At 69.8% G+C, this 26713-nt stretch carries 35 protein-coding genes; 6 read left to right on the forward strand and 29 right to left on the reverse strand.

Annotated elements, in window-relative coordinates:
* Window positions 1-122: 122 nt before the first annotated feature.
* Both eccD and mycP read left to right on the forward strand, forming a co-directional pair.
* The gene (gene eccD, locus HUO13_RS34190; protein WP_211898997.1) at window positions 123-1568 is read left to right on the forward strand and encodes a type VII secretion integral membrane protein EccD; all 1446 of its coding nucleotides are present in this window, start codon (window positions 123-125) and stop codon (window positions 1566-1568) included.
* Between the two features lie 11 nt (window positions 1569-1579).
* Window positions 1580-3004: a type VII secretion-associated serine protease mycosin gene (gene mycP / locus HUO13_RS34195; RefSeq protein WP_249124285.1), complete on the forward strand. Its 1425-nt coding sequence runs from the start codon at window positions 1580-1582 to the stop codon at window positions 3002-3004.
* Window positions 3005-3129: 125 nt separating this feature from the next.
* Here the strand turns inward: mycP and HUO13_RS34200 are convergent, their stop codons facing one another.
* The 3 genes from HUO13_RS34200 to eccB form a co-directional block, all read right to left on the reverse strand.
* Window positions 3130-3405, reverse strand: coding sequence for a hypothetical protein (locus HUO13_RS34200; protein WP_211898998.1), 276 nt, complete (start codon window positions 3403-3405; stop codon window positions 3130-3132).
* A gap of 903 nt (window positions 3406-4308) precedes the next feature.
* A complete protein-coding gene (locus HUO13_RS34205) occupies window positions 4309-4623 on the reverse strand; it encodes a hypothetical protein (protein ID WP_211898999.1) in 315 nt (104 codons plus the stop codon).
* Between the two features lie 152 nt (window positions 4624-4775).
* Window positions 4776-6371, reverse strand: a complete 1596-nt coding sequence (eccB, locus tag HUO13_RS34210) for a type VII secretion protein EccB (protein ID WP_211899000.1) — start codon at window positions 6369-6371, stop codon at window positions 4776-4778.
* Window positions 6372-6663: 292 nt separating this feature from the next.
* On the opposite strand from eccB, the gene eccE reads away from it, so the two are divergent.
* Both eccE and HUO13_RS34220 read left to right on the forward strand, forming a co-directional pair.
* Entirely contained in the window at window positions 6664-7848 is a 1185-nt protein-coding gene (eccE, locus tag HUO13_RS34215; protein ID WP_211903358.1) for a type VII secretion protein EccE, read from the forward strand.
* A complete protein-coding gene (locus HUO13_RS34220) occupies window positions 7845-8576 on the forward strand; it encodes a hypothetical protein (RefSeq protein ID WP_211899001.1) in 732 nt (243 codons plus the stop codon). Before eccE ends, HUO13_RS34220 begins: the two co-directional genes overlap by 4 nt.
* Window positions 8577-8634: 58 nt before the next feature.
* On the opposite strand, the gene HUO13_RS34225 is transcribed toward HUO13_RS34220, so the two are convergent.
* From HUO13_RS34225 to infA, 9 genes are all read right to left on the reverse strand, one after another.
* Complete coding sequence (locus HUO13_RS34225) at window positions 8635-9612, reverse strand: DUF2157 domain-containing protein (RefSeq protein WP_211899002.1); 978 nt, start codon at window positions 9610-9612, stop codon at window positions 8635-8637.
* A 373-nt stretch (window positions 9613-9985) separates the two neighbouring features.
* The gene (truA, locus tag HUO13_RS34230) at window positions 9986-10876 is read right to left on the reverse strand and encodes a tRNA pseudouridine(38-40) synthase TruA (RefSeq protein WP_211899003.1); all 891 of its coding nucleotides are present in this window, start codon (window positions 10874-10876) and stop codon (window positions 9986-9988) included.
* Between the two features lie 20 nt (window positions 10877-10896).
* Window positions 10897-11442 (reverse strand): 50S ribosomal protein L17, encoded by a 546-nt coding sequence (rplQ, locus tag HUO13_RS34235; protein ID WP_211899004.1) that lies wholly within the window; start codon window positions 11440-11442, stop codon window positions 10897-10899.
* A 50-nt stretch (window positions 11443-11492) separates the two neighbouring features.
* Complete coding sequence (locus HUO13_RS34240; protein WP_211899005.1) at window positions 11493-12572, reverse strand: DNA-directed RNA polymerase subunit alpha; 1080 nt, start codon at window positions 12570-12572, stop codon at window positions 11493-11495.
* A gap of 145 nt (window positions 12573-12717) precedes the next feature.
* Entirely contained in the window at window positions 12718-13323 is a 606-nt protein-coding gene (rpsD, locus tag HUO13_RS34245) for a 30S ribosomal protein S4 (protein WP_211899006.1), read from the reverse strand.
* A 23-nt stretch (window positions 13324-13346) separates the two neighbouring features.
* A complete protein-coding gene (gene rpsK / locus HUO13_RS34250) occupies window positions 13347-13751 on the reverse strand; it encodes a 30S ribosomal protein S11 (RefSeq protein WP_009948668.1) in 405 nt (134 codons plus the stop codon).
* A gap of 25 nt (window positions 13752-13776) precedes the next feature.
* Entirely contained in the window at window positions 13777-14154 is a 378-nt protein-coding gene (gene rpsM, locus HUO13_RS34255) for a 30S ribosomal protein S13 (RefSeq protein ID WP_211899007.1), read from the reverse strand.
* Between the two features lie 175 nt (window positions 14155-14329).
* Window positions 14330-14443: a 50S ribosomal protein L36 gene (gene rpmJ / locus HUO13_RS34260; protein ID WP_009948666.1), complete on the reverse strand. Its 114-nt coding sequence runs from the start codon at window positions 14441-14443 to the stop codon at window positions 14330-14332.
* Window positions 14444-14495: 52 nt separating this feature from the next.
* Window positions 14496-14717 (reverse strand): translation initiation factor IF-1, encoded by a 222-nt coding sequence (gene infA / locus HUO13_RS34265; protein WP_009948665.1) that lies wholly within the window; start codon window positions 14715-14717, stop codon window positions 14496-14498.
* A gap of 426 nt (window positions 14718-15143) precedes the next feature.
* Between infA and HUO13_RS34270 the strand changes: the two genes are divergently transcribed.
* Together HUO13_RS34270 and HUO13_RS34275 are read left to right on the forward strand one after the other, a co-directional pair.
* Window positions 15144-15809, forward strand: coding sequence for a class I SAM-dependent methyltransferase (locus HUO13_RS34270; protein WP_249124287.1), 666 nt, complete (start codon window positions 15144-15146; stop codon window positions 15807-15809).
* Window positions 15810-15986: 177 nt separating this feature from the next.
* Window positions 15987-16622: a class I SAM-dependent methyltransferase gene (locus HUO13_RS34275; protein WP_211899008.1), complete on the forward strand. Its 636-nt coding sequence runs from the start codon at window positions 15987-15989 to the stop codon at window positions 16620-16622.
* A gap of 110 nt (window positions 16623-16732) precedes the next feature.
* Here HUO13_RS34275 and map read toward each other — a convergent pair whose 3' ends face one another.
* The 17 genes from map to rplN form a co-directional block, all read right to left on the reverse strand.
* Window positions 16733-17524 carry a type I methionyl aminopeptidase gene (gene map, locus HUO13_RS34280; protein WP_211899009.1) on the reverse strand — a complete coding sequence of 264 codons (792 nt, stop codon included), beginning with the start codon at window positions 17522-17524 and terminating at the stop codon, window positions 16733-16735.
* 16 nt (window positions 17525-17540) lie between these two features.
* Entirely contained in the window at window positions 17541-18095 is a 555-nt protein-coding gene (locus HUO13_RS34285; protein ID WP_211899010.1) for an adenylate kinase, read from the reverse strand.
* 216 nt (window positions 18096-18311) lie between these two features.
* A complete protein-coding gene (secY, locus tag HUO13_RS34290) occupies window positions 18312-19625 on the reverse strand; it encodes a preprotein translocase subunit SecY (protein ID WP_211899011.1) in 1314 nt (437 codons plus the stop codon).
* Between the two features lie 490 nt (window positions 19626-20115).
* A complete protein-coding gene (locus HUO13_RS34295) occupies window positions 20116-20712 on the reverse strand; it encodes a hypothetical protein (RefSeq protein WP_211899012.1) in 597 nt (198 codons plus the stop codon).
* Between the two features lie 56 nt (window positions 20713-20768).
* Window positions 20769-21389 carry a hypothetical protein gene (locus tag HUO13_RS34300; protein ID WP_211899013.1) on the reverse strand — a complete coding sequence of 207 codons (621 nt, stop codon included), beginning with the start codon at window positions 21387-21389 and terminating at the stop codon, window positions 20769-20771.
* Between the two features lie 13 nt (window positions 21390-21402).
* Window positions 21403-21990: a hypothetical protein gene (locus tag HUO13_RS34305; RefSeq protein ID WP_211899014.1), complete on the reverse strand. Its 588-nt coding sequence runs from the start codon at window positions 21988-21990 to the stop codon at window positions 21403-21405.
* A gap of 400 nt (window positions 21991-22390) precedes the next feature.
* Window positions 22391-22840, reverse strand: coding sequence for a 50S ribosomal protein L15 (gene rplO, locus HUO13_RS34310; RefSeq protein WP_211899015.1), 450 nt, complete (start codon window positions 22838-22840; stop codon window positions 22391-22393).
* A 2-nt stretch (window positions 22841-22842) separates the two neighbouring features.
* Entirely contained in the window at window positions 22843-23025 is a 183-nt protein-coding gene (gene rpmD / locus HUO13_RS34315; protein WP_211899016.1) for a 50S ribosomal protein L30, read from the reverse strand.
* Between the two features lies 1 nt (window position 23026).
* The gene (rpsE, locus tag HUO13_RS34320; protein WP_211899017.1) at window positions 23027-23638 is read right to left on the reverse strand and encodes a 30S ribosomal protein S5; all 612 of its coding nucleotides are present in this window, start codon (window positions 23636-23638) and stop codon (window positions 23027-23029) included.
* Between the two features lie 33 nt (window positions 23639-23671).
* A complete protein-coding gene (rplR, locus tag HUO13_RS34325; RefSeq protein WP_432757801.1) occupies window positions 23672-24076 on the reverse strand; it encodes a 50S ribosomal protein L18 in 405 nt (134 codons plus the stop codon).
* A gap of 2 nt (window positions 24077-24078) precedes the next feature.
* On the reverse strand, window positions 24079-24618 hold the full coding sequence (gene rplF / locus HUO13_RS34330) for a 50S ribosomal protein L6 (RefSeq protein WP_211899018.1): 540 nt from the start codon (window positions 24616-24618) through the stop codon (window positions 24079-24081).
* Window positions 24619-24634: 16 nt separating this feature from the next.
* The gene (gene rpsH / locus HUO13_RS34335) at window positions 24635-25033 is read right to left on the reverse strand and encodes a 30S ribosomal protein S8 (protein WP_211899019.1); all 399 of its coding nucleotides are present in this window, start codon (window positions 25031-25033) and stop codon (window positions 24635-24637) included.
* An 85-nt stretch (window positions 25034-25118) separates the two neighbouring features.
* Window positions 25119-25259 carry a hypothetical protein gene (locus HUO13_RS34340; protein WP_211899020.1) on the reverse strand — a complete coding sequence of 47 codons (141 nt, stop codon included), beginning with the start codon at window positions 25257-25259 and terminating at the stop codon, window positions 25119-25121.
* On the reverse strand, window positions 25256-25441 hold the full coding sequence (locus HUO13_RS34345; RefSeq protein WP_009948644.1) for a type Z 30S ribosomal protein S14: 186 nt from the start codon (window positions 25439-25441) through the stop codon (window positions 25256-25258). Before HUO13_RS34345 ends, HUO13_RS34340 begins: the two co-directional genes overlap by 4 nt.
* Window positions 25442-25445: 4 nt before the next feature.
* Window positions 25446-26009, reverse strand: a complete 564-nt coding sequence (gene rplE / locus HUO13_RS34350) for a 50S ribosomal protein L5 (RefSeq protein WP_211899021.1) — start codon at window positions 26007-26009, stop codon at window positions 25446-25448.
* A 2-nt stretch (window positions 26010-26011) separates the two neighbouring features.
* Window positions 26012-26326, reverse strand: a complete 315-nt coding sequence (rplX, locus tag HUO13_RS34355) for a 50S ribosomal protein L24 (RefSeq protein WP_211903361.1) — start codon at window positions 26324-26326, stop codon at window positions 26012-26014.
* Window positions 26326-26694, reverse strand: coding sequence for a 50S ribosomal protein L14 (gene rplN / locus HUO13_RS34360; RefSeq protein ID WP_211899022.1), 369 nt, complete (start codon window positions 26692-26694; stop codon window positions 26326-26328). Before rplN ends, rplX begins: the two co-directional genes overlap by 1 nt.
* Between the last annotated feature and the right edge of the window lie 19 nt (window positions 26695-26713).

A 26713-nucleotide genomic window follows, 5' to 3' on the forward strand; every position in this document is an offset into this window, starting at 1 on the left:
TCTCCGGCCGGGCGGGCGGGTTTCGAGGAAAACCCCGGGCTTGGTTTGATGCAGGCCCACGGCTGGATCGAGCCGACAGGACGGATACTGCAATGCAAGGACCAAGGGAGTAGGGGGCCCAAGTGGCGACCGGGACCACGGTGTTCAGCCGCGTGACAGTGGTGGCGCCGACAACTCGCATCGACCTGGCGCTGCCCGCAGACGTCTCGGTGGCTGACCTGCTACCGATGCTGCTGGAAATGGCCCGTGAGGCCACTCCGGACGGCGGTTCGCGGCACGGCGGCTGGTGCCTGGCCAAGCTCAGCGGCGACGAGCTCGACCCGAGCCAGACGCTGGCGTCGCTGGGCATCGTCGACGGCGACATGCTGCAGCTCCGTCGCAGGTCGGACAACCCCCCGCCGCCGTTGTACGACGACGTCGTCGACGCGCTGGCCGAGGCCGAGCCGGGCAGCTACCGCCCGTGGACCAAGGAGACCGCGCAGAAGCTCGGCCACATCTCCGGTGTGCTGGGCCTGGTCGCCGCGGCGGCCGCGATCGGCGTCGCCGGGCCCGCGGGAATGCTGCACCCAGAACTGGACAGCACGCTGGCGATGGTCTACCAGATCATCGCGGCGGTCGTCGGCGTCGCGGTGGCGATCCTGGCGACCGGTGTCGGCTCGATGGTCACCCGTGCCTACGGGGCGGCCACGACCGGCACCGTGATCGCGGCCGCCGGCGGTCTGCCGATGGCCTTCGTCGGCGGCTTCAACATCGTGCCGGGCTCGTCGCTGGCGCCGAGGCTGCTGCTGGCCAGTGCGCTGGTGCTGATCTTCGCCGCGATCTCGATCATGGTGATCGGCGCGGGCATCGTCACCTTCATCGCCGCCGCCACGGTGTCGGCCTTCGGCACCATCGCCTTCGTCATAGCGACGCTGGTCCCGGGTGCCGAGGACCACGCGGCGGGCATCGCCGCCGGTGCGGCCGCGGTCGGTCTCGCCGGCATCTCGCTGCTGCCGCGGATCACGATCCAGCTGGCCAAGCTCCCGCTCCCGCACGTCCCCGGCAGCGCCGAGGACCTCAAGGAGGACCAGGGCTTCCCGGACTACCGGCAGATCGAGCGCCAGACCGGTCTGGCGCACCGCTACATGACCGGCCTGATCATCGGCTGCGGCCTGACCGCCGCCATCGGTGCGATCCTCTCGGCCGCCGGCCCGGCGATCTGGGGTCCGCTGATGTCCGCGGTCGTCGCGGCGGTGCTGCTGCTGCGCGGCCGCAACTACGCCAACGGCAGCCAGGCCATCGCCCTGCTGCTGTGCGGTCTGCTCGCCGCCCTGGGCGTGGGCATCGGCCTGATCGTGCAGGTGGCGCTGTCGCCGCTGTGGGTCGCGTGGGTCTTCCCGCCGCTGCTGCTGCTCGGCGTGCTCGCGCTGGTCTTCGGCGTGGTGTTCCCGAACCGCAGGTTCTCGCCGGTCCAGCGCCGCATGGTGGACATCCTGGAAGCGGTGCTGATCGCGCTGGTGCTGCCGCTGGCCTTCGGCGTGATGGACCTCTACATGGCGGTTCGCGACCTCAACCTGAACTTCTTCTGAGGGGCTGCGTGATGCGCTCCAGCTTGACGCGCCGCGGGAGCGTGCGGCGCACCATGGCGCTGTCGGCGGTGGTGGGCATCGCGGTCTTCGGACCCGCGATGCCCGCCGCCACCGCGCAGCCGTTCGTCGGCCCGCCGGAACTGCGCGAGACGGGGGTCAACGGGAGCCCTCTGGGCGTGAAGGGAGCCCCTGAGCAGACCCAGGGGTGCATGCAGGCCAACAGCGGCGACTCCACGATCGAGGAGAAGCCGTGGAGCCAGCTCGCGCTCGGCTTCGAGCAGGCTCACGAGCAGAACCTGACGGGCGCGGGCAAGACGATCGCCGTGATCGACACCGGCGTGAACCCCCACCACCGGCTGAACCTGAACGGAGGCGGCGGTAGTGCGGTGCCAGGTGGCGGGGCCAACACCGACTGCGACGGGCACGGCACGATCGTCGCGGGGATCATCGCCGCACATTCCGACGAGAACACCGGCTTCGTCGGCGTGGCCCCTGATGCCCAGATCATGTCCATCCGGCAGTCTTCGAAGCTCTACCAGTACCGGCAGGAGAAGAAGACCATCGGCGACACCGAGACGATGGCGCAGGCGATCCAGTTCGCGGTGAACCAGAACGTCGACGTCATCAACATCTCGCAGTCGTCGTGCCAGACGATCGCCCAGGCCAGCAACCCGGCCGACCGGTTCAACAACGAGCTGCACCAGGCGGTTGCCAACGCCTACCGGAAGAACATCGTCGTGGTGGCCGCGGCTGGCAACGCGGACGGCACCTGCCAGAAGAACCCGTCGGGCAGCCCGACCACTGCGGTGCTGCCCGCCTGGTTCGACGACTACGTGCTGACCGTCGGCTCCGTCGGACAGCAGGGCCAGCCGTCAGAGTTCACCGTTCCCGGCCCGTGGGTGGACGTCGCGGCGCCGGGCGAGAACCTGATCTCACTCGACCCGGGCAGCGGCGGCAGCGGCCTCGCCAGCCAGATCGCGGCGGGCGCGGACGGGCAGATGCAGCCGATCCAGGGCACCAGCTTCGCCGCACCATACGTCTCCGGTCTCGTCACCCTGATCAAGGAGAAGTACGAGAAGGCGGGCAACCCGCTCAACGCCCGTCAGATCATGGACCGGATCAAGGCGACCGCGATGCACCCGGGCGGCAACAACGGGCGCAACGACATCGTCGGCTACGGCATGATCGACTTCATGGCGGCGCTGAATGACATCGTGCCGCCCGAGCACGGCAAGCTGCCCGCGCCGATGAAGCCGACGCGCCTCAGCGCGGACGTGATCCCGCAGAAGGACTACCCCGCCCTGCTGGTCGCCCTCGGCGGCTCCGTCGGTGGCGTCGCCGCGGTGATCTTCACGGCGTTCCTGGTGAACGCGGTGCGCAACGTCCGCCTGCGGCAGGCCGAGGCAGCGGCCAAGACCAAGTCGCGGCGCGAGTAGCGCCACATGCGAAGAAGGCCCGGTGTCTGTCCACGTGGGACCGGCACCGGGCCTTCTCACATCGGCCTGGAACGAGGAAGGCCCGGGACTCTCCGCTGTGGAGGGTCCCGGGCCTTCTCTTCGTCTCAGATCTTCGGGGGCGGGGCGTCGCCGACGCCTGCCGAGCCGCGCTTGGGCGGCATCGGGGGCTTGGGCAGCGGCTTCGGCTTCGCGGGCTGCTTCTCGGACTCCTTGGCGTTGTTGGGGTCCTCGCCGAACACCGCGGGCGGGGCAGACGGTGGGGCGCCGAACAGCTCCTCCGAACTGCTCTTGAGCCTCGACTTGTTCTGGCGCTCCTGGCCGCCACCCTGCGGGCCCATCGCGCCGCCCATCATGCCCATCGGCATCATGCCGCCGGCCATCCCGCCGCCCGCGGCGGCCGCGGCCCCGCCTGCGGCGGCCCCGCCGCTCGCCGCGACGGCGGGCGGCGTCGCCGACGGCTCCGCCGCGCCGGAGCTGCCGCCCGGCTACAGGTCGGGGGCTCCGCCCCCGGTACCCCCCCCCGGCGGCGGGCCGCCGCCCTGCGGCGCTCGCTCCGCCGCCACCGCCGCCGCCAGTGCCCCCACCAGCGCCCGCGCCCTCGGGCGCGGCCGGGGCGGGAGGCACGGGAGGCGCCGGCGCAGCCGCCGGCGGTGCGGGCGGCTCGGGAACGGAGGGCTGCCAGTTCTGGGCGGGCATCCGCTTGTCGAACTGCAGCTCGCCGATCTCGCGGCCGGACTGGAGCTCGTCGCAGAACCGGGCGAAGGCACCGAAGACGTCCTCGACCGCCGAGAACAGCTCACCCGCCGGCCCTTCCAGGTCCTCCAGGTGCTTGCGGGCCCGCTGGTCACCGTCGACCGGGACGACGAGCGCCTGCGACACCGCGTCGGCGGTGTCGGTGACGGTCTGCCCGATGTCCTCGACGAGCGCATCGACGGCGTCGGCGGTGTGGTCGAGGGCCTCGGCCAGCGCCCGCATCGCGTCCACGACGTCGTTGCCCGCCAGCCCCGTTTCCCGCATGTGCGCGAGGAAGGCGTCGGCATCGGCGCCCTGCCACGACTTGTCGATGCCGCCGAGCTTTCCCGCCACGCCCTGCGCGGACTTCTCCACGAGGTCGGCGGTCCGGCGCCAGACCAGCGCCGCCTCGCGCAGGGCGTCGACGCGCCCGACCGCGTCCTCGAAGCGCTCGCGCACCGGTTCCGGCGCGTCGAGCTCGGCCGCGACCCTCGTCAGGTACTCGAGGTGCTGCGAGACCTCGGCGGCGATTCGCCGTGCGCTCAGCATCGTCACCACTCCTGCTTCCGGGCGATGTCGCGGGCGTTGTCGTCGTCGCCGCCGGTGTGGAAATCCACGACCTGGCGCAGTTCGTCACCCGCGCCGGTCAGGACCTCGGCGGCGCGGTGCGTCTGGTCTTTGAGGAGGGTGGCCAGCCGCTGGTAGGACTCCACCGCTCCGGCCCGGCGGCCCAGCTCGCCGAACGCCTCCGGCTCCAGGTCCGCCGCGTCGAGTCCGGCCCGGGCATCGGCGACGTCCTCCCCGGCCGCGCGCACCTCGTCCGAATACCGCGTCAACCACTCGGTGTCGACCTGGATCCCCGGCATCCCGGCACCTCCCACGTCAGTCGCTGATTATGCGGCTCCGCCCGCAGCACCGGGAAGGTGCTGCGGGCGGATTCGCTGTTCCCTCGGACGTTGTCAGGGCCGGTTCGGTTCCCCGGCGTGGCGGGCGGGGTGCTCGCACCCCGCCCACGGTGTCAGCTGCCTGCGGTGGCACCGCCCTGCTTCTGCGGCGGCGGGCGGTTGACCGCACCCGGCGGCACCGGGATCGAGTCGTAGACGAAGCTCGCCTGCGCCGGGTCGAGGAAGTCACCGCTGGGCAGCGTCGGCGGGATGCCGCGCAGCAGCCACGACGGCGCGTCCTTGATGTCGAACGCGGTGCCGATCACACCGAGCCCCTGCGCCGTCGCGACGTCCTTGATGCCGTAGGTCACGCCCTGGTCGGAGACCAGCGAGATCGGACCGCTGCCCGCACCGGACTCGTTGGCCGTACCGCGCACCACCGCGGCCTTGCCCGCCGGCATGTAGAAGTAGTCCACCTTCGGGCCCGCACCGTCGTACTGGGCCAGCTTCACGGCGGGCTTGACCGCGGGCGTGCCCTTGTTGGTGGTGACGGTGATGTGGTGCTCGTTGTTGATGTTCTCCCAGCTCAGGCAGGACGTGTCGGCCTGCTGGAAGGTCAGCGGGGTCGGCACCGCCATCGGGTAGCCGGAGACGTTGATCTCCTGCTGCTTCGGTGCGTCCGGCGCGTCGGTGATCGCGCCGGTCATGTCCGGGATCTCCTTGCTGCTCTCCCGGGAAGCGTGCAGGACACCGGCGGCACCGGCGCTGATCCGCTGCTTGCCGTCCTGCATCAGCACGAAGTACTCGTTGGGCTGGTTCGGGATGGTCCGCTTGACGACGTCGCCGACGTCCTTGCCCTGCATGTAGTCGATCGGCGTCCCCTCGCCCGGCACGCTCGGCACCCTCATGACCGGCACACCCGGTGCGTTCGGGATCGCGTTGAGCATGTTGGTGCTGATCGTGCGCGGGGTCTTGCCGCGCAGGCGGTAGATGTCGGCGACCACCGAGTCGGTGCGGTCGATCTCGGACTTGACCGCCTGGGTGCGCTGCTGGCCCGGCAGGTTCTCCACCCGGTAGACCAGGTAGCTCTTGCCCGAGGACTGGTCCCTGACGTAGAGGGACTGCTCCGGGTTCAGCGGCGTGCCGTGGTGGTTGTCACCACCGATCACGACGGTCTCGACCTTGGCGGAGCGCTCGATGTCGGCCGAGTTCAGGGTGTCCTTGACCTGGCCGACGTCGCAGACCGCCCACGCGGGCAGCGCACCGTTGTTGGCCGCCGGCAGGTAGCTCGGCGCGTTGACGATTCCCGTCCTCGGACCGCGCGGGAACTCCGCGAGCGCCGACTCCTTGACCGTCGTCGGTGTCGCCGCGCCGCCCTGACCGCCGCCCTGCGCCATCACCAGCAACCGCGCCGACGCCATGTTCAGCATCGGGATCAGCCGCTTCTGCGCCTTGTCGTCGGCGGTAACGACGAAGACACTTCCGCTTTCCTTTGCGATCACGATCGAGCCGGGTTCCGGCACGGTGCCCTTGCCCGCGAACAGCCCCCAAACGAGAAACCCGATCAAACCGATGCACGCGAGGACAGCACCGATCACCGTGGCCCTCTTGTGGGAGCCCATCGGATCGTGCAGCATCACCGCGTCCTTGCGCACCAACGCCGATTCCATTCGGCGCAGCACGAACCGATATGCCTGGACCTGTGACTTGGTTGTGGGTGTTGATGCCATTCTTCGCCTACAGCTCTCCCGTCCGAGGTACGGTTCGGCATGCTAGCCGCACGGAGGTACCGAATGGGTACGGTTCCGCCGACTCCATCAGTATTCTCTTCACGCGGCTGGGGCCAGCCAGTGACCCGCGCCCGCCGCGTGCCGCACTTACCTGCGAGGGGGAGAGACCGAACGGATGTCCGTGACCACACAACATCCGGCCCAGCCGAAAGCCTCCGGGCCCGCCAGTGCGCAGCGCACGCGCATCCGCGCGCGACGCCGCACCAACGGCGCGACCCTCGGGGCCATTCCGGTGGCCAACATCGTGCTCGTCGAGGTCGGCCTGGCCATCGGCCTGATCCTCGTGCTGATCAACCAGACGCTGTGGCCGGTCTCGGCCGGGGTGGCCGCGTTCGCACTGATCATCGCGCTGCTGCGCCGCCGCGGCCGCTGGTTCACCCAGTGGGTCGGCCTGGTCTTCGAGTACCGCTCCCGCAGCCACACCAGGGTGTCGGAGCCGCTCACGGTCGACGTCCTGGAACCCGCGGAGGACAAGGACGGCGACGGGATCATCGGTCCTGACGAGAACCACCGCGTCGCGCTGCTGCGGCTGGTCGTCGAGGATCTGGTGATCGCCCGCAGCCAGGACCATGACCGCAACCCGGTCGGCATGGCCTGGCACAACGGCAAGTGGACCGCGGTGCTCATGGTGGAGCCCACCCCCTCGCTGCTCAACCCGGTCGGCTCCGCGCCCAACCTGCCGCTGGGCGTGCTCGCGCCGTGCCTGGAGGACCGCGGTGTGGTGCTCGACGCGATCCAGGTGATCTGGCACTGCTACCCCGGTAGCGCGTCGCTGCCGTCGAGCTCCCCCGCGCTGAACTCCTACCTGGAGGTCCTCGGCCCGCTGGCCGCCGCGGCCCGGCGCACCACGTGGGTCGCGGTCCGGCTGGACCCGCAGCGCTGCGCCAAGGCCATCGGCGAGCGCGGCGGCGGTGTCGTCGGCGCCCACCGCGCGCTGATCGGCGCGCTCTCGCGCGTGCGCAACGCGCTGGAGCGGCAGGGCATCCCGACCCGCCCGCTGGACCCCGACGAGCTGCTGCAGGCCGGCGTGGCCTCCGCCGAGCTGCAGTCGGTGCTCGGCTCGCAGCGCCCGGTCGGGCTCAAGGAGCGCTGGGACGGCGTCACCGCGGGCGGTGTCGGCCACTCCAGCTACGCCATCACCAGCTGGCCGGGCCAGATGAGCGGCAGCCTCAACGCGCTCACCGGCATCCGGGCGCTGTCGACCAGCATCGCGCTGTCGATCTCCCCGGCCGGTGAGGACGGCGAGGTCGGCCTGCGCGGGCTGGTGCGGGTCAGCGCCCGCACGCCCAGCGAGCTCGACGCAGCCGACGACCGGCTCAAGGCGATCAGCGGACGTCTCGGGCTGACCCTGACCCCGCTGCGCGGCATGCAGCTCGCCGGCTACGCCGCGACGGTGCCGCTGGGAGGTGCGGCATGAGCCGAACCAGGACGATCGACACCCCGGGCAACACCGGCGCGGCACCGCAGTTCCTGGTCACACCCGAGACCCTCGACGCGGTCAGCCCGTCCGGCGACCGCGGCGGCATGGTCATCGGCTCGGACCCGACGGGCAAGGCGGTCGCATCCTCGATCCTGCGTCCGCAGCCGACCCGCATGGTGACCGTCGGCGGCCTGTACCTGGCTCGCCAGATCGCGCTGCGCGCGATGGCCACAGGCGCGTGGGTCGTGGTGGCCACCGGGCGTCCCGCGGCGTGGAAGGTGCTGGAGCGCGCGGCGGGCCAGACCCCCGACGGCAAGCCGGTGCCGCTGGCGCAGATCCGCAGGCTCAGCCCGTTCGACCTGCCCAGGGCCAGCGAGGACGCCCCGCTGCTGGTGATCCACGACGGCGGTGCGGTCCCGCAGGAGCTGTTCCCGCCCCGCGCGGCGTGGCAGACGACGATGTACGTGCTGCCGTACCTGCACCCGCAGGTCGGCAGCGGCACCGCGGCCAACGCGGCGGACCTGGTGCTGCTGCAACGGCTCCCGCTGAACCAGGCGCAGCTCGCGCAGCGCATCTGGTTCCTCCAGCCGCCGCAGGTGCAGCAGCTCACCCAGCTCAAGGACGACACCATCATCGCGCTGGGCAACATGGCGTGGGCGCCGATCCAGCTGGTGACCCGCGAGAAGGAACAGGCCATCCTGGGCCCGATCCGCCGCGGCGACTGAGCAGGCGCGGAACCGACGAAGCCCCGGACCTCGACGGTCCGGGGCTTCGTGCGTCCACTCAGGACCTCAGCGGCGGTGGATTCCGGCGCAGCCGCAGCCCGATGCCGCCCGCGGCCAGGAAGACGACCCCGACCAGCAGCACCACGAGCGGGCCGCTGAGCGCCCCACCGGTCCAGTCCCAGACCGCCTCCGGCACCGACACCGTCACGCCGACCACGCCCAGCACCAGCAGGACCGCGGCGCGCTCGACGAGGTAGGCGGCGAAGCAGGCGAGCGCGATCAGCAGCGTCAGGCCGTAGCCCCACCAGGGCTGCTCGGAGCTCATCGGGTACTGCGATCCAGCCATGGCGATCACCACACCTGCGCCCAGCGCGGTGTGCCGGTACCGCAGCACTCCGGCCACGGCGAGCGCGGTCCACACCGCGCCCAGCGCCACCAACGCCGTCGTCGTCAGCGGCGTCGAGTCGTTGAACCACTCCCCGGCCGCGGAGGTCACCACGCCGATGCTGAAGCCGATCGCCACCACCAGCAGCGGCACTCCCCGCACCACGGCGTAACCGAGCAGCGCGGCCAGCAGCCCCGTCGTCGTGGCCGCCAGCGACTCGTAGGCGTCCAAGCCGCTGCCGACCGCGAGCGCGGCGGTACAGGCCCCGAGCGCGAACAGCACCCCCACGATCCGGCCGCGCGGCGACGGTGCTTGGCCGGCGAACGCGCGCGCACCGCGCGGTCCACCGGCGATGACCAGACCTGCCACGGCGAGCACCAGGGTCGCCGCGGCGAGCAGACCGACGCGACCGGGGCGCGTGAGGTCCTCCCAGGACATGCCCACGAGCAGGGACGCCCCGCCGAGCACGAGCGCGCCGCCGATGTAGCCGAGCACCTCCCAGAGCCCGGTCCCGGCGCTCTCCGGCACCGGGCGCGGGTGGTCGAGTTCCTCGAGAACGGCTGCCACCTGCTCGCGGGTCAGCACACCCCGGTCGGCCAGCCGCTCCAGCCGTGCACGTTGCTCCGACGACAGACGATGCGTTTCGTTCATAGGATTTGTTGGCGGCGGAGAACCTTGCCCTTGGTCATGTCTACGCACCGCCTACCTCCTCTCGGCGCTATGCTGATCAAGCCGTTCCGGTGTTCCCACGGGGTGTGGGACGTGGCCTGTGGAGCGGGTGTAAGACCTCCGGGCGCTTTCTGCGTCCCTCGCCTTAACCGGGGAGGCAACCGGCGATGAAGCAGGAAGCTTCCGTTGCGAGGCGGAAGGGATTCCCCCAGCTTCAGCTGTGGGGAGGAAACCCAACCCCGCCAGTACAACATCGCAGGGCGGGTTTCGCGGTGAGCATTACTACTCACTCCGCGGCGATCAGCGCGCCCGTGCCGGCGCTGAGCGGGCCGCAGACGGCCCGGAACGGCTTCGGCTACCCGCCGAGGCCGAGCGTGCGAACCGCGCGCGTGCGGGCGGCGCGGTCGGCGAGCTCGTCGTCGGACGGGTAGTCGACGCCGACGAGGGTCAGCCCGTGCGCGGGCGCCACGGTGCTGGTTCGCTCGGCGGCGCGCAGCGCCTCGGCGGGCCACGTCCGCGAGCGGCGGCCGTCGCCGACCATGAGCAGCGCGCCGACCAGGCTGCGGACCATGGAGTGGCAGAAGGCGTCGGCGCTCACGCGCGCCACCAGCAGGTGCGGTTCAGCGCGCTCCCACGAGAAGCGCTGCAGCTCCCGCACCGTGGTCGCGCCCTCGCGCTGCTTGCAGAACGCGGCGAAGTCGTTGAGCCCCAGCAGGTCCTCGGACGCGGCGTTCAACGCGTCCACGTCGAGCGGACGGTTCCAGGCCAGGGTGTCCCGGCGCCGCAACGGGTCGGCACCCCAGGGCGCGTCGGAGACCTGGTAGCGGTAGTGCCTGCGCATGGCCGAGAACCGCGCGTCGAACCCGGGCGGAGCCACCCTCGCACCGAGCACCCGCACGTCACCGGGCAGGATCCGGTTCCACCGGTGGCGCATCCGGTCCAGGTCGGGGATCCCGTGCTCGTCCAGCGGCAACCGCCCGCCCTCACCGGGACCGAAGGGCACCACGTCGACGTGGACGACCTGCCCCGTCGCATGCACCCCCGTGTCGGTGCGCCCCGCCACGACCACCGAACGCGGCACCGAACGGCCCGGCGGCTGCTTCCACAGCGCGTCCTCCAGCAGCCCCTGCACCGTGCGGCGGTCGGGCTGCTTGGCCCAGCCGAAGAACTCCGTGCCGTCGTAGGAGACCTCCAGACGCAGACGAACGAGCCCGCCCTCCCCGGAGGGAGCGGCGGGCTCGTCCACGGCGTCGCTGCGCGCAGGGATCAGGACTCGTCCTTCTTCTCCGCGGCAGTGTCCTCGGCCTTGGCCTCCTCGGCCGGAGCCTCGGTGGACTCGGCGGCCTCGGTCGACTCGGCGGTCTCCTCGGCCTTGGCCTCGGGGGCCTCCGCCGTGGCCTTCTCGTCCTTGGCGAACTTGGTGCCGCGGGCGGCCTCGGCCTCGGCGGTGACGGTCTTCTCGGTCACCAGCGCGATCACGGCCATCTTGGCGTTGTCACCACGACGCGGCATCGCCTTGACGATCCGGGTGTAGCCACCGTTGCGGTCGGCGAAGTGCGGACCGATCTCGGCGAAGAGCTTGTGCACGACATCCTTGTCGCGGATGGTCTTCATGACCTCGCGACGGTTGTGCAGGTCGCCCTTCTTGGCTTTGGTGATCAGACGCTCGGCGAGCGGCCGCAGCCGTTTCGCCTTCGCCTCGGTCGTGGTGATCTTCCCGTGCTCGAACAGCGAGGTGGCCAGGTTGGCCAGCATCAGCCGCTCGTGCGACGGCGACCCGCCGAGACGCGCTCCCTTGGTCGGGGTGGGCATCGGTTGCTCCTCTCAAGGCGCGGATCGGTTCCCCTCACCGCGCGAAACAGCTACAGCTGCTCTGTCTCCGCGTAGTCCTGGCCGTCGTCGTAGCCGTTGTCCTCGACCCGGCCGAGACCACCGACGGTCTCGGTTTCCGAGGACCAACCCTCGGACGGGTACTCCGCCGCGGCGGCGGACGGGTCGAACCCGGGCGGGCTGTCCTTGAGCGCCAGGCCAAGTCCGACCAGCTTCAGCTTGACCTCGTCGATGGACTTCGCACCGAAGTTGCGGATGTCCAGCAGGTCGGCCTCGCTGCGCGAGACCAGCTCGCCGACGGTGTGGATGCCCTCCCGCTTGAGGCAGTTGTAGGAGCGCACCGTCAGGTCGAGGTCCTCGATCGGCATCGCGTAGGCCGCGATGGTGTCCGCCTCGGCGGGGGACGGACCGATCTCGATGCCCTCGGCGTCGACGTTGAGCTCGCGCGCGAGCCCGAACAGCTCCACCAGGGTCCGCCCCGCCGATGCCACCGCGTCGCGCGGCGTGATCGACGGCTTGGTCTCCACGTCGAGGATCAGCTTGTCGAAGTCCGTCCGCTGCTCGACACGGGTCGCCTCGACCTTGTAGGTCACCTTCAGCACCGGCGAGTAGATCGAGTCGACCGGGATGCGGCCGATCTCGGCACCGGTCTGCTTGTTCTGCACCGCCGGGACGTAGCCGCGACCACGCTCCACGACCAGCTCGATCTCCAGCTTGCCCTTCCCGTTGAGGGTGGCGATGTGCAGATCGGGGTTGTGCACCGTGACACCGGCGGGCGGCACGATGTCGGCCGCGGTGACCTCACCGGGGCCCTGCTTGCGCAGGTACATCGTGACCGGCTCGTCCTCCTCGGAGCTGACGACCAGCTCCTTGAGGTTCAGGATGACGTCGGTGACGTCCTCCTTCACACCCGGGATCGTGGTGAACTCGTGCAGCACACCGTCGATGCGCAGGCTGGTGACCGCCGCACCCGGGATCGACGAGAGCAGGGTGCGCCGGAGCGAGTTGCCGAGGGTGTAGCCGAAGCCCGGCTCCAGCGGCTCGATGACGAACCGGGAGCGGGTCTCGGCGACTGCCTCTTCGGCCAGTGAAGGTCGCTGGGAGATGAGCACTTGAGTTTCCTTTCCTCACGGCGCCCGCTATTTGACGCCGATGGGACGCGTGCCCGCTCGAAGCGGGCCGGTGGCGGTGGTATCTGCCCACCACCACCGCGACTGCCACCGCCGGCGACCACGTGGTGGCCGCCGGCGGGAGGCGTCACTTCGAGTAGAGCTCGACGATGAGCTGCTCGGTGACCGGGGTGTCGATCTGCGCGCGCTCCGGGCGCTGGTGCACCAGGACCCGCAGGCTCGAGGGCACGACCTGCAGCCAGGCCGGGACCGGGCGCTCGCCGACGGTCTCCTTGGCGATGATGAACGGAGTGCTGCCCAGCGACTTCTGCTTGACGTCGATGATGTCCCACTTCGACACCTGGAAGCTGGGGATGTTCACCTTCTTGCCGTTGACCGTGAAGTGGCCGTGGCTGACCAGCTGGCGGGCCATCCGCCGGGTGCGGGCCAGGCCCGCCCGGTAGACGACGTTGTCCAGCCGGCACTCCAGCACCTGCAGGAGGTTGTCACCCGTCTTGCCGGGACGCCGGTTGGCCTCCTCGTAGTAAGAGCGGAACTGACGCTCCAGCACGCCGTAGGTGAACTTCGCCTTCTGCTTCTCCTGGAGCTGCAGCAGGTACTCGGTTTCCTTGATCCGCGCGCGGCCGTGCTGGCCGGGCGGGTACGGCCGGCGCTCGAACGCCTGGTCGCCTCCGACGAGGTCGACCTTCAGACGGCGGGACTTGCGGGTCGCGGGACCGGTGTAACGAGCCATCTTCTATCTCTCCCTTCCCGCGATCAGACCCGGCGCCGCTTGGGCGGGCGGCAGCCGTTGTGCGGCTGCGGGGTCACGTCCTGGATCGTGCCGACCTCGAGACCGGCGGCCTGCAGCGAGCGGATCGCCGTCTCGCGGCCCGAGCCCGGGCCCTTGACGAAGACGTCGACCTTCTTCATGCCGTGCTCAGCGGCCTTGCGGGCAGCGTTCTCGGCGGCCATCTGCGCGGCGAACGGGGTGGACTTGCGGGAGCCCTTGAACCCGACGTGGCCGGCGGAGGCCCAGCTGATCACCGCACCGGTGGGGTCGGTGATCGAAACGATGGTGTTGTTGAACGTGCTCTTGATGTGCGCCTGGCCATGAGCGACGTTCTTCTTTTCCTTGCGCCGCACCTTCTTGACGGCGCCGGCGCGAGACTTGGGTGGCATATCTGTCGTGGTCTCCTAGCGAGGCTTACTTCTTCCCGGCCTTCTTCTTGCCGGCGACCGTCTTCTTCGGCCCCTTGCGGGTGCGGGCGTTGGTCTTGGTCCGCTGCCCGTGCACCGGCAGGTGACGCCGGTGCCGCATGCCCTGGTAGCAGCCGATCTCGATCTTCCGGCGGATGTCGGCCTGGACCTCGCGTCGGAGGTCGCCCTCGACCCGGTAGGCGTCGATGGCCTCACGCAGCTTCGCCAGCTGGTCGTCGTCGAGGTCCTTGGGACGGACGTCGAACGAGATGTCCGTCGCCCGCAGGATCTCCTTCGAGCGGGTACGGCCGATGCCGTAGATGTAGGTCAGCGCGATCTCCATGCGCTTCTCGCGCGGGAGATCAACGCCGGCGAGCCGTGCCATCTGGCAGGTCTCCTTCGTTGTCGCTCCAGGTCTGCTCCCTCACCATCTGCGCACTTCGGGTGCGCAGCCCCGGCCTGGAGCCCGGGGGTCGGCCCGTTCGCTCTTGAACGGGCAGGTCGAAAGGGAGTTCCTTCGTTCGCTGCCTGCGTCGCGGTACTCGGACCGCGATCCGCGATCAGCCCTGGCGCTGCTTGTGGCGCTGGTTGTCGCAGATGACCAGGACTCGCCCGTGACGGCGGATGACCTGGCACTTGTCGCAGATTCGCTTCACACTCGGCTGGACCTTCACGGTCGTGCTCTCCTGCTCGGACGCGTGTCCGGTCTCCCGGACACCGTGGAGGTCACTTGTAGCGGTAGACGATGCGCCCACGGGAAAGGTCGTAGGGCGAGAGCTCCACAACGACCCGGTCCTCGGGCAGGATGCGGATGTAGTGCTGACGCATCTTGCCACTGATGTGTGCGAGGACCTTGTGCCCGTTCTCCAACTCGACGCGGAACATCGCGTTAGGGAGCGGCTCGATCACGCGACCCTCGACCTCAATGGCCCCGTCTTTCTTGCCCATGTCCTCCGCGTTTCGTGACGGTGACGGTTTGTCGACAATTCCTTGCCGCACCGCGATCCCCGGTCTCCCGGGTTCCGCGGCGGACACACCACTACCTCGGTTCGAGGAGCCGGGGTAACGTGCCACGAGAAGGCGATCACCCGTCCGGTCCGGGTCGACGAGGACCCGATCCGATCGGTGCGGCCCCTGTGAGCACAGGCACGACGAACCGACGCAGCCAGTGCGCCGTTGCTCCACTGTACGCGGCCGGTGGAACCGCCTCCACATCGGGGCAGGCCGACTGCCCAGGGAGTTCGCCCGGGCGGGGGTCGGGGACCACCCCATCCGGCCCGGCCCGGCTCGGCGGTTGCGGGGCCGATCGGCCGCTCATTACCTTCGAGATCGCTTCGCTCGCGGGGCCGCACTGCCAAGCCAACGAGGAGAGACGTGACCGCCCACCACGACCAAAGCAGCCCGGACTCGCCGAAAGCCCTGTACGACAAGGCCGTGGCGGGCGCGGCGACGATGCTCGACGAGTACCGCACCTTCTTCGCGACCGCGCTCCGCAACCCCCGCATGGTCGGCGCCGCCACGCCCACGTCGTCCGCCGTGGCGGCCACCGTCGGCCAGGTGGTGCCGACCACCGGCGAGCCGGTCGTCCTCGAGCTCGGCCCGGGCACGGGGTCGCTGAGCAACGGCATCCACGACCGGCTGCCCCCGGGCGCCCGCCACATCGGCATCGAGCTCGGCGAAGACATGGTCGAACACCTGCGCGAGCACAAGCCGTGGATGGAGGTCGTCCACGGCGACGCGGGCGACCTGCTCTCCATCCTCGACCAGCGGGGGATCGGCAAGGTCGACGCGGTCGTCAGCAGCATCCCCTGGTCGCTGCTGGCCGACGACGTCCAGGACCACGTCCTCAAGCAGGTCACCGAGGCCATGGCCCCGCACGCCGCGTTCACCGCGCTGACCTACCTGCCCGCCGACCGCACGGCGGGCGGGCGCAGGTTCCGGGTCCGGCTGGCCGAGACCTTCGACGAGGTGCTCACCCACACCACGTGGAAGAACTTCCCGCCGATCCTGCACTACCTCTGCCGCAGGCCGCTGGTCTGACGACGGCACCGACGAGGCGCCCCCGCCATCCGGCGGGGGCGCTTCTCGTTCCGGCGACCAACGACGCGGAACGATCCGGTGAAGTCCGGCGGACACATCGGGCGAGCTGCACCACGAGCGCACCGGAGAGCGGCTACGGTCGGTCGCATTCCCCGCGCTCGACAGGCAGGAGCACCCGTGAGCACGCGCGCCAAGCTCCATGAGTACCGCACGTTCGTCTCGCGCGCCCTGCACCGGCCCGGGGTGGTCGGCGCGGTGCTCCCGACGTCGCGCCACGTCGCGGCCGCGGTCGCGACCGTGGTGCCCACCACCGGCGCACCGGTCGTCGTCGAGCTGGGACCCGGCACCGGAGCCCTCAGTGGCGAGATCGACGCCCGGCTACCCGAGCGCGGGCGGCACCTGGCGGTGGAGATCGACCCCGCGATGGTGCGCTACCTGCGCGAGGCGAAGCCGTGGCTGGAGGTCGTCGAGGGCGACGCGGCAAGGCTGCGGGAGCTGCTGAGCGCCACGGGCGCCCCGAAGGCGGACGCCGTCATCAGCAGTATCCCCTGGACCCTCCTGCCCCCGGCGAAGCAGCGCGAGCTCCTGCGCGAGGCGGCCGCGGCGCTCAACACCGACGGCGTCTTCACCACGGTCACCTATCTGACGACGCTGTGGCGAGCAACGACCCGCGAGTTCGTCGGAGCCCTGCACGAGACGTTCGACGAGGTGATGCCGCGCAGCACCGTGTGGCGCAACCTGCCGCCCAGCCGCGTCTACGTGTGCCGCCGTCCCCGGATCGAGCCGGGCACGGCGGGCGAACCTACCTCGTGAGAGACGAGCGCCCCGGCCGAAACGTCACAGCGGCCCCGAAGCCCCAGAAGCCCCACCAATCTCAAGAACCCCAGCTGACTGGGCCCGGAGCGCGAAACCCCGGGCGGTGATCAGTCCTCGGGCTGGGTGAGCACCCAGGGACCGTCCTCGGTGATGGCGACGGTGTGCTCCCAGTGCGACGCCCGCGAGCCGTCGGTGGTCACGACGGTCCACTCGTCGTCGAGCTCCACCGTGTCGGCCGAGCCCAGCGTCAGCATCGGCTCCACCGCGATGGCCATCCCGACCTTCAGCTTCGGGCCCTTGCCCGGCTTGCCGAGGTTCGGCAGGAACGGCGCCATGTGCATCTCGCTGCCGATGCCGTGGCCGCCGTACTCCTCGATGATCCCGTAGTCGATGCCGTCGGCCGCCGCCGAAGCCCGCGCCGAGCTCTCCACCGCGTGCGAGATGTCGGTGAGCCGGTTGCCCGCCCGCACCTGCTCGATCCCGGCCCACATCGACTCGCGGGTCGCGTCGGAGAGCTTCTGGTCTCGCTCGCTGATCGGGCCGACGGCGATGGTCACCGCGGAGTCGCCGTGCCAGCCGTCCAGGATCGCCCCGCAGTCGACCGAGAGCAGGTCGCCCTCGGCCAGCACCTCGTCGCGCGACGGGATGCCGTGCACCACCCGCTCGTTCAGCGACGCGCAGATCGATGCGGGGAAGCCCTGGTAGCCCTTGAAGGAAGGCACCGCACCCGCGTCCCGGATGACCTGTTCGGCGACCGCGTCCAGCTCACCGGTGCTCACGCCGGGCTGCGCCTTCGCGGTCACCGCCGCCAGCGCGCGGGCGACGACCAGACCCGCCGCTCGCATCGCCTGGATCTCGCCGGTGGACTTGAGCTCGATGCCCTTCCCTCTTCGCAACACGCGAGTCCCCTCCGGCTCAGGCCGGTGCGCGCAGCGCCTTGAGCGCGCGCTCGGTGATGTCCTCGACCGAACCGACGGCGTCGATCCGGATCAGCTTGTCCCGGTAGTAGTCCAGCAGCGGCGCGGTCTCCGAGCCGTAGACCTGCAGCCTGCGCCGGATGACGTCCTCGGTGTCGTCGGCCCGGCCGCGCCCGAGCAGCCGCTTGACCAGCTCCTCCTCCGGCACGTCGAACTCCAGCACCGCGGTCAGCTCGGTGCCCTTCTCGGCGAGGGAGCGCGCCAGCACGTCGGCCTGCGAGGTGTTGCGGGGGAAACCGTCCAGCAGGAAGCCCTCGGCGGCGTCGGGCTCGGCCAGCCGCTCCAGCACCATCTCGTTGGTGATCTCGTCCGGAACCAGCTCACCCGCGTCGAGGTAGCGCCTGGCCTCTTCTCCCAGCGGGGTGTTGTTTCCGATGTGGTACCGGAACAGGTCGCCGCTAGAGATGTGCGGCACCGAGAGCTGCTCGCTGAGCACGGCCGCTTGGGTGCCCTTGCCCGCACCGGGCGGGCCCACGAGAACCAATCGCACCAAGGGTCTGCCTCCGAATCAATCTGGTGGCCTCGCGCCACCTTCGCCGAGCGCTGGCGGTATCCGTCACAGGGCGTTCGCCGGCCGCGCGACCGGCATCACGATCCAGCTCACCTTACGCAAGGAAGCCGGGCGGCCGAACGGGACCTCCGTCCCGGGTCTCCGGGACCTCCGCCGGAGGACTCGACGGCCGTGGCCGATCCGCACCGACCGTCCAGTCTAGCGGAGGAAGCCCTCGTAGCTGCGCTGCGTGAGCTGGCTCTCGATCTGCTTCACGGTGTCCAGGCCGACGTTGACCATGATCAGCACCGCGGTGCCGCCGAACGGGAAGTTCTGGTTCTGGCCCTGACCACCGGTGATGCCGAGGAAGAAGTTCGGCAGGATCGCGATGATGCCCAGGTAGAGCGAGCCCGGCAGCGTGATCCGGGAGAGCACGAAGTTGAGGTACTCGGCGGTGGGGCGTCCCGGCCGGATGCCGGGGATGAACCCGCCGAACTTCTTCATCTCGTCCGCCCGCTCCTCGGGGTTGAACGTGATCGAGACGTAGAAGTAGGCGAAGAAGACGATCATCGCCATGTACAGCAGGATGTGCACCCAGCTCGCCGGGTCGACGATGTAGGTCTGGATGAACTGCGCCCACCAGGTGTTCTGGTTGCCCGCCAGCTGGCCCAGCAGCTGCGGCAGGTACAGCAGCGACGAACCGAAGATGACCGGGATGACACCCGCCTGGTTGACCTTCAGTGGCAGGTAGGTCGAGGTCCCGCCGTACATCCGGCGTCCGATCATCCGCTTGGCGTACTGCACCGGGATGCGGCGCTGGGCCTGCTCGATGAAGACCACGGTCGCGATGATCGCGACGGCGAAGGCGCAGACGACCGAGAAGACCAGCGGGCCGTGCGAGTTGAGGATGTTGCCGCCCTCGGCCGGGACGCGGGCCGCGATCGAGGTGAAGATCAGCAGCGACATGCCGTTGCCGATGCCGCGCTCGGTGATGAGCTCGCCCATCCACATCAGCAGCGCCGCACCCGCGGTCATCACGACGACGATGGCGATCAGGTTGAGCACCGAGTCGTCCGGGATCACCGGGACCGAGCAGCCCTGGAACAGCTGGCCGCGCACGGCGAGCGCCACGACACCGGTCGCCTGCAGCACGCCGAGGGCGATCGCCAGGTAACGGGTGTACTGCGTCAGCTTCGCCTGGCCGGACTGGCCTTCCTTCTTCAGCTGCTCGAAGCGCGGGATGACCACCTGCAGGAGCTGGATGATGATGCTCGCGGTGATGTAGGGCATGATCCCGAGCGAGAGCACCGAGAGCTGCAGCAGCGCGCCGCCGCTGAAGAGGTTCAGCAGGGAGTAGACGCTCTGGCTGCCGCTACCCTGGAGCTGGACGATGCACTGCTGGATGTTCGGGTACGACACCCCGGGAGAGGGGATCGTGGCGCCGAGCCGGTACAGCACGACCATGCCCAGTGTGAACAGGATCTTTCGCCGCAGGTCCGGCGTCGCCAGAGCCGAGCGGAAGGCGCCGAGCACGCGAACCTCCTGTACGCGAGCCGGTCGGGACCGGCCAGGGACGGTGGCCGGCTTCCAGCAGCCGGCACGGCGGGAAACTCTCACACAGCGCCGCGTCGGACGCGGCGCTACGGCGCGACTCTAGCAGGCCGCGCGGTGGACACAGGCAGCGACCGAGGGCTCACGGCTGATCATCGATTCGCCTTGAGCGAAATGCGCTGCGGCGAAACCGCGGGACCGCACCGGTTGCCATTTTTCACATGCGGCGCTTGTGTTTCCGCTGGATCGGGCGTCTCCCCGGCGCGGTTGCGGAGCGCACGCGAAGCCCGCGGCAACGACCACGGACGGTCGCGGCCCGCCGTGGCGACCCGCGTCGAGCGCACCACTGGCAACCACGCGCAGCACACCATCGGGCTACGGGACGACCCGGCCGTGGGGGCGGCACGGCGGCACGGCTCCGCGTGAGACCGGCCGGGGGCCACCGGTCTCACGCGGAGCACCGCACGAGCGCTCAGCCGCAGTTGGCCTCGCGCTCCTCGTCGGTCATCGGCCGCGTCGACTGCGTGACGGTGCCGCCCTGCTCGTCGGCCGGGCCGGTCGCGTCCATGTCGACGTACCAGATGTAGTGGTCGTGGAACTTGTCCGGGAAGTGCAGCTCGTAGGTGCCCTTGACCTTCTGCATCATCGCGCCGTGGTACACCCGGCCGACCTCACCGGGCTTGACCTCGATGAAGGTCGTCTGGCCCTCGGTGTGCTCCTCCCGCCACTCGTGGCCGTAAGTGGCCTTGAAGGTCACCTTGAAGACTTCGCCGAAGCTGGTGGCCATCGACAGTCCGAGGCTGTTGCTCTCGGCGGTCGTGTCCGACCACGACACCGACATCGTCTGCGGCAGGTCGGTGCAGTTGAACACCGGGTTTCCGACCTGCTCCGAGGTGTTCTGGAAGTACTCGGGTTCGCCCTTCGGGTGGAAGACGCAGCTGTCGGTGCCGTTGTCGCACTTCTCCAGCAGCTCGCGGGCGGTCGGCCCGTCGTCGGCCTGGGCGGGCGGGACGAGCAGCAGCCCGATCGCCACCGCGGATCCAAGCGCGGTCGTGACGCCGTGTCTCATCGTGGACTCCATCTCCCGGCGGCCCGCAGGCGCGCCGAACGCGGTTCGCGCGGCCACTACGGGCAGTTGGCCTGCTCTTCCTCGCTCATGTCGCGGGTGTGCTGGCTGACCGCCGATGACGAGTCCGGCGCCGGGCCGGTCACCTCCAGGTCGACGTACCAGATGTAGTGGTCGTGGAACTTGTCCGGGAAGTGCAGCTCGTAGGTGCCCTTGACCTTCTGCATCTGCGGCGCCCTCTGCACCCAGCCCACCTGGTTCGGGTTGGTGTCGACGAAGGTCGTCTGCGCCTCGGTGTGCGACTCCTCCCACTTGTGCTCGTAGGCCTGCTCGTAGGAGACCGCGAAAACCTTGCCGAAGCCTGCCTCGGTCGTCATGGACAGCCCGACGCTGTTGCTCTGCGAGGTCGTGTCGGACCAGTTCACCGACGACCGCTGCTGGCTGGAGGTGCAGTTGTATACCGGGTCGCCGACCTGGTGGGCCTCACCGGTGAAGTACTCCGGCTCGCCCTGCGGGTGGAAGACGCAGCTGTCGGTGCCGTTGTCGCACTTCTCCAGCAGCTCGCGAACCGTCGGGCCGTCCTCGGCGCCTGCCTGCGCGGCGGTGGCCGGGAACGGGAAGGCGAGGGCACCGGTCACGACCGCCGAGGCGACCAGGGCCCGGGAAACTCGTGCGCGCATGCGCGGACCTCCTTCAGCTCAGGCCGACCGACTGGGTGCGGTCGTCCATCAGGTCGCCGACGTGCGGGGTGTTCTCGTCGAACGGCCCGTCGCGGTCACCGCCCAGGCCCGGCTCCGGGTAGAGCCAGATCCAGCAGTTGCCCCACGGCTGCACCGAGGAGACCCGGTTCTTCCAGTCGTCGGGCAGGTCGATCTGGTAGTTGACGACCCCGTCCTTCTCGCACAGCGACTCTCCGTAGACGGTGAAGCTGGCGCCGCCGTAGTCGCGGTTCTCGAAGAGCGTGGCCTGGATGACCTCGCCCGATTCGGCGCGGGCCGTCGTCACCGCCTGGTCCCTGGACGCGAAGCAGTGCCGCTCCGCGGTGCGCAGGTCGTAGGAGCAGTGCCGGCCGGGTGAGGCGTGCGTGGAGCCCGCTTGCCCGGTTGCCGGCTGCACGACCGCGGTCCGCGCGGAACCGGGCTGCCCGGGCTCGGCCGCGGAGGCGCTGCCCGGGGACGCGTTGCCCCCGGGCGCGGCGATGCCCCCGGCCGTGCCGGAGATCGTCGCGGCCAGCACGGCCGCTGCCGCCAGGGCGGTGCGCCCTGTCCGTCGATGTCGCATGTCCGTGGCTCCCCTCGTCCGCTGACGCCGTCCTGGCGGGCGGCACGATCAACGTACGAAGGCCGCACTGCCCGGAACACCGACGAATGGGAGCGCTCCCACACTGCATGCGGGCGTGCCGCCCAGCACCTTCGGCCGAGGCCCCGCAGCGGAGGCCGCTGCGCCGTACGGCCGCTGGCGGCCACGGCGAACAGCGCTGACCCGCGCGGCCAACGGACGCGCCCACCACTGCCGAAAGGCTGTGCCCACCCAACCCGAAAGGCTTACCAACAAGAGACTCGAGAAGCAGACCGCGCCGGGGCGTCCCACCCCCAGCCACGTCGGCAGATGCCGTCCCCGGAAAACGACGAGGGCCGGTCGACCCCGCGGGTCGACCGGCCCTCACCGGCTCAAGGCGCTGTCAGCGGTCCAGCTTGGTGACCGAACCACCGGCAGCGGTGATCTTCTCCTGGGCGCTGCCGGTGAACGCGTGCGCGGTCACCTCCAGCTTGACGCCCTCCAGGTCCCCGTCGCCGAGGATCTTGACCAGCTCGCCCTTGTTGGCGAGACCGGCGGAGATCAGCTCGTCGATGCCGACGGTGCCACCCTGCGGGAACGCGGCGGCGATCTTGCCGACGTTCACGCCGTGGAACTCCGTGCGGAAGCGGTTCTTGAAGCCGCGAAGCTTCGGCAGCCGCATGTGGATCGGCATCTGCCCACCCTCGAAACGAGGGGAGACGTTCTTGCGGGCCTTGGTGCCCTTGGTACCGCGGCCGGCGGTCTTGCCCTTGGAGCCCTCACCGCGACCGACGCGGATCTTGTCGCGCTTGGAGCCAGGGGCAGGCCGCAGGTCGTGAATCTTGATGACCATGCTCAGTCGACCTCCTCGACCGTCACCAGGTGGTGAACGACGTTGACCAGGCCGCGCACGTCAGGGGTGTCCGGACGGACCACCGACTGGCGGATCTTGCGCAGGCCGAGGGTCCGCATCGAGTCCTTCTGGTTCTGCTTGGCGCCGACCAGACCCTTGTGCTGCGTGATCTTCAGCTGTGCCATGTCACGCCCCCTGACCCGCACGGGCCCGCAGCATGAACGCCGGTGCGACGTCCTCCAGCGGCAGGCCACGACGCGCCGCGACCTCCTCGGGACGCTGAAGCATCTTCAGCGCCGCGACGGTGGCGTGCACGATGTTGATCGGGTTGTCGCTGCCCAGCGACTTGCTCAGCACGTCGTGGACACCGGCGCACTCCAGCACCGCACGCACCGGGCCACCGGCGATGACACCGGTACCGGCGCTGGCCGGACGCAGCAGCACGACGCCCGCGGCGTCCTCGCCCTGCACCGGGTGGGTGATCGTGCCGCCGAGCCGGGGAACGCGGAAGAAGTTCTTCTTCGCTTCCTCGACACCCTTGGCGATCGCCGCCGGAACTTCCTTGGCCTTGCCGTAGCCGACACCGACCATGCCGTCGCCGTCACCGACGACGACCAGAGCGGTGAAGCTGAAGCGCCGACCGCCCTTGACGACCTTCGCGACCCGGTTGATGGTCACGACTCGCTCGAACTGCGGGGTCTTCTCTTGGGCCGCCCCGCCACGGCCACCGTCGCGGCGGTCCCGGCGGTCTTTGCCGCCGGACTCCGAACCGCCGTCACGCCGAGTGCGTCCAGGCATCAGGCGTCCCTTCCGTTCGCTGTCTTACGCATCTCAGAACTCCAGACCGCCGTCACGGGCGGCGTCGGCCAGCGCGGCCACGCGGCCGTGGTAGGCGTTGCCACCCCGGTCGAAAACGACCGCGGCGATCCCGGCCTCCTTGGCACGGGCGGCGACCAGCTCGCCCACCTTGGCGGCCTTGGCCTTCTTGTCGCCGTCGAACGAACGCAGCTCGGCTTCCATCGTGGTCGCCGAGGCCAGCGTGTGGCCGGCGATGTCGTCGATGACCTGCGCGACGATGTGCCGCGTCGACCGGGTGACGACCAGCCGCGGGCGGGCCGGCGTGCCGCTGACCTTCTTGCGAAGGCGGAAGTGGCGGTTGGTCCGGGCGGTCCGACGCACGCCCGAGATGCCCTTGCCCACTGGCTTGCGCTTGGTAGCTGTGGTGGTCTCGCTCATGGTCACTTACCCGTCTTTCCGACCTTGCGGCGGATGGTCTCGCCCGCGTAACGGACGCCCTTGCCCTTGTACGGGTCGGGGCGGCGCAGCTTGCGGATCCTGGCGGCGATCTCGCCGACCAGCTGCTTGTCAATTCCCTTGACCGACAGCTTGGTGGCGCCCTCGGTGGCGAACTCGATGCCCTCCGGCGGCTCGACCAGGACGGGGTGGCTGTAGCCCAGGGAGAACTCCAGGTTCGAGCCCTTCTGCAGCACGCGGTAACCCACGCCGTAGATCTCGAGGTCCTTCTGGTAGCCCTGGCTGACGCCGACCACCATGTTGTTCACCAGGCTGCGGGACAGTCCGTGCAGCGAGCGGCTGTTGCGCTCGTCGTCCGGGCGCTTCACCAGGATCGCACCGTCTTCGTCCCGCTCGACGATGATCGGCTCGGCGATCCGCTGCTCCAGGGTGCCCTTCGGGCCCTTGACCGTCACGTTCTGGCCGTCGATCGTCACCTCGACGCCGGAGGGGACGGTGATCGGCAACTTTCCAATGCGCGACATGGCCGTTCCTCCTCCCTTACCACGCGTAGGCGAGGACTTCCCCGCCCACGCCCTGCTTGATGGCCTGCCGGTCGGTCACCAGACCGCCGGAGGTCGAAATGATCGCGATGCCCAGTCCGCCCAGCACCTTCGGCAGGTTGGTGGACTTGGCGTACACCCGCAGACCGGGCTTGGAGACCCGGCGCAGGCCGGCGATGCTCCGCTCGCGGTTCGGGCCGTACTTGAGCTCGACGACCAGGTTCTGGCCCTTCTCGCCCTGCTCCGTGCGGTAGCCCGACACGTAACCCTCGCGCTTGAGGATCTCGGCGATGTTCGCCTTCAGCTTCGAGTGCGGCATCACGACCTCGTCGTGGTATGCCGAATTGCCGTTGCGCAGACGAGTGAGCATGTCTGCGATGGGATCGGTCATCGTCATGGTGACCTTCTCAACCTTTCTCGTCTGGTTCCTGCGGGTCTCGACACGTACCCGGAGGCACCGTCTGGACCCCGGCCTGGACGAATTAGGGGGTCATCGCCTGCCGCAGCGGCAGGCCGTTCTCTTCGCGTGCGAGCGCGAGCGTCCTCAGCGCAGGGGCGAACGCCCAGGTGACGCCCGACGAGGGTACCGGCAGCAGCCGGGTCCCCGTCGGGCGGGACGTCACCAGGAGCTCTTGCTCACGCCCGGCAGCTCGCCGGCGTGCGCCATCTCGCGGAAGCACACGCGGCAGAGGCCGAACTTGCGGAACACCGACCGCGGACGACCGCAGCGCTGGCACCGGGTGTAGCCCCGGACCTTGAACTTCGGCTTGGCGGCGGCCTTGTTGATCAACGCCTTCTTGGCCATCGGCTCAGTTCTCCTTGAACGGGAAGCCCAGCCGGCGCAGCAGCACCCGGCCTTCCTCATCGGTGTTGGCCGTAGTAACGACGGTGATGTCCATGCCGCGCGGACGGTCGATCGAGTCGGGGTCGATCTCGTGGAACATCGACTGCTCGTTGAGGCCGAAGGTGTAGTTGCCCTTGCCGTCGAACTGCTTGCCCGACAGGCCCCGGAAGTCACGGATGCGCGGCAGCGCGATGGTGACCAGCCGGTCGATGAACTCCCACATCCGGTCGCCGCGCAGCGTCACACGGGCACCGATCGGCATGCCCTCGCGCAGCTTGAACTGCGCGATCGACTTGCGGGCCTTGCGGATCTCCGGCTTCTGACCGGTGATGATCGCCAGGTCGCGCACCGCGCCCTCGATCAGCTTGCTGTCCCGTGCGGCGTCGCCAACACCCATGTTGACCACGACCTTGACCACGCCGGGCACCTGCATCGCGTTGGAGTAGTGGAACTCCTCGTTCAGGGCCTGGCGGATCTCGTCGCGGTAGCGGGTCTTCAGCCGGGGGACGATCTTCTCAGTCGTGGTCATGATCAGATGTCCTTACCGTTGCGGCGAGAGATACGAACCTTCTTGCCGTCCTCACCGGTGCGATAGCCGACACGGGTGGGCTTGCCGTCGGAGTCGACCACCATCACGTTGCTGACGTGGATCGGCGCTTCCTGGGTGACGATGCCACCGGACTGCGCACCACGCTCGGTCCGGGAGACCTTGGTGTGCTTCTTGATCCGGTTGACACCCTCGACCAGGACCTTCTCCCGCTGCGGGAAGGCCTGGATCACCTTGCCCTTGGCGCCCTTGTCCTTGCCGGAGATGACAACGACGGTGTCACCCTTCTTCACCTTCATCACAGCACCTCCGGCGCGAGCGAGATGATCTTCATGTACTTCTTGTCACGCAGCTCGCGGCCGACGGGCCCGAAGATGCGGGTACCGCGCGGCTCGCCGCCCGGCTTGATCAGCACCGCGGCGTTCTCGTCGAACCGGATGTAGGAACCGTCCGGACGACGCTTCTCCTTCTTCTGCCGGACGATGACGGCCTTGACCACATCGCCCTTCTTGACTCCGGCACCGGGGATGGCTTCCTTGACGGTCGCCACGATGATGTCCCCGATACCCGCGTAGCGCCGACCGGAACCACCGAGAACCCGGATCGTGAGGATCTCCTTGGCCCCAGTGTTGTCGGCGACGCGAAGTCGCGACTCCTGCTGGATCACGTCTGACTCCTGACCCTAA

Origin of the sequence: Saccharopolyspora erythraea (genome assembly GCF_018141105.1) — a bacterium.
In the GTDB taxonomy this organism is placed as follows: domain Bacteria; phylum Actinomycetota; class Actinomycetes; order Mycobacteriales; family Pseudonocardiaceae; genus Saccharopolyspora_D; species Saccharopolyspora_D erythraea_A.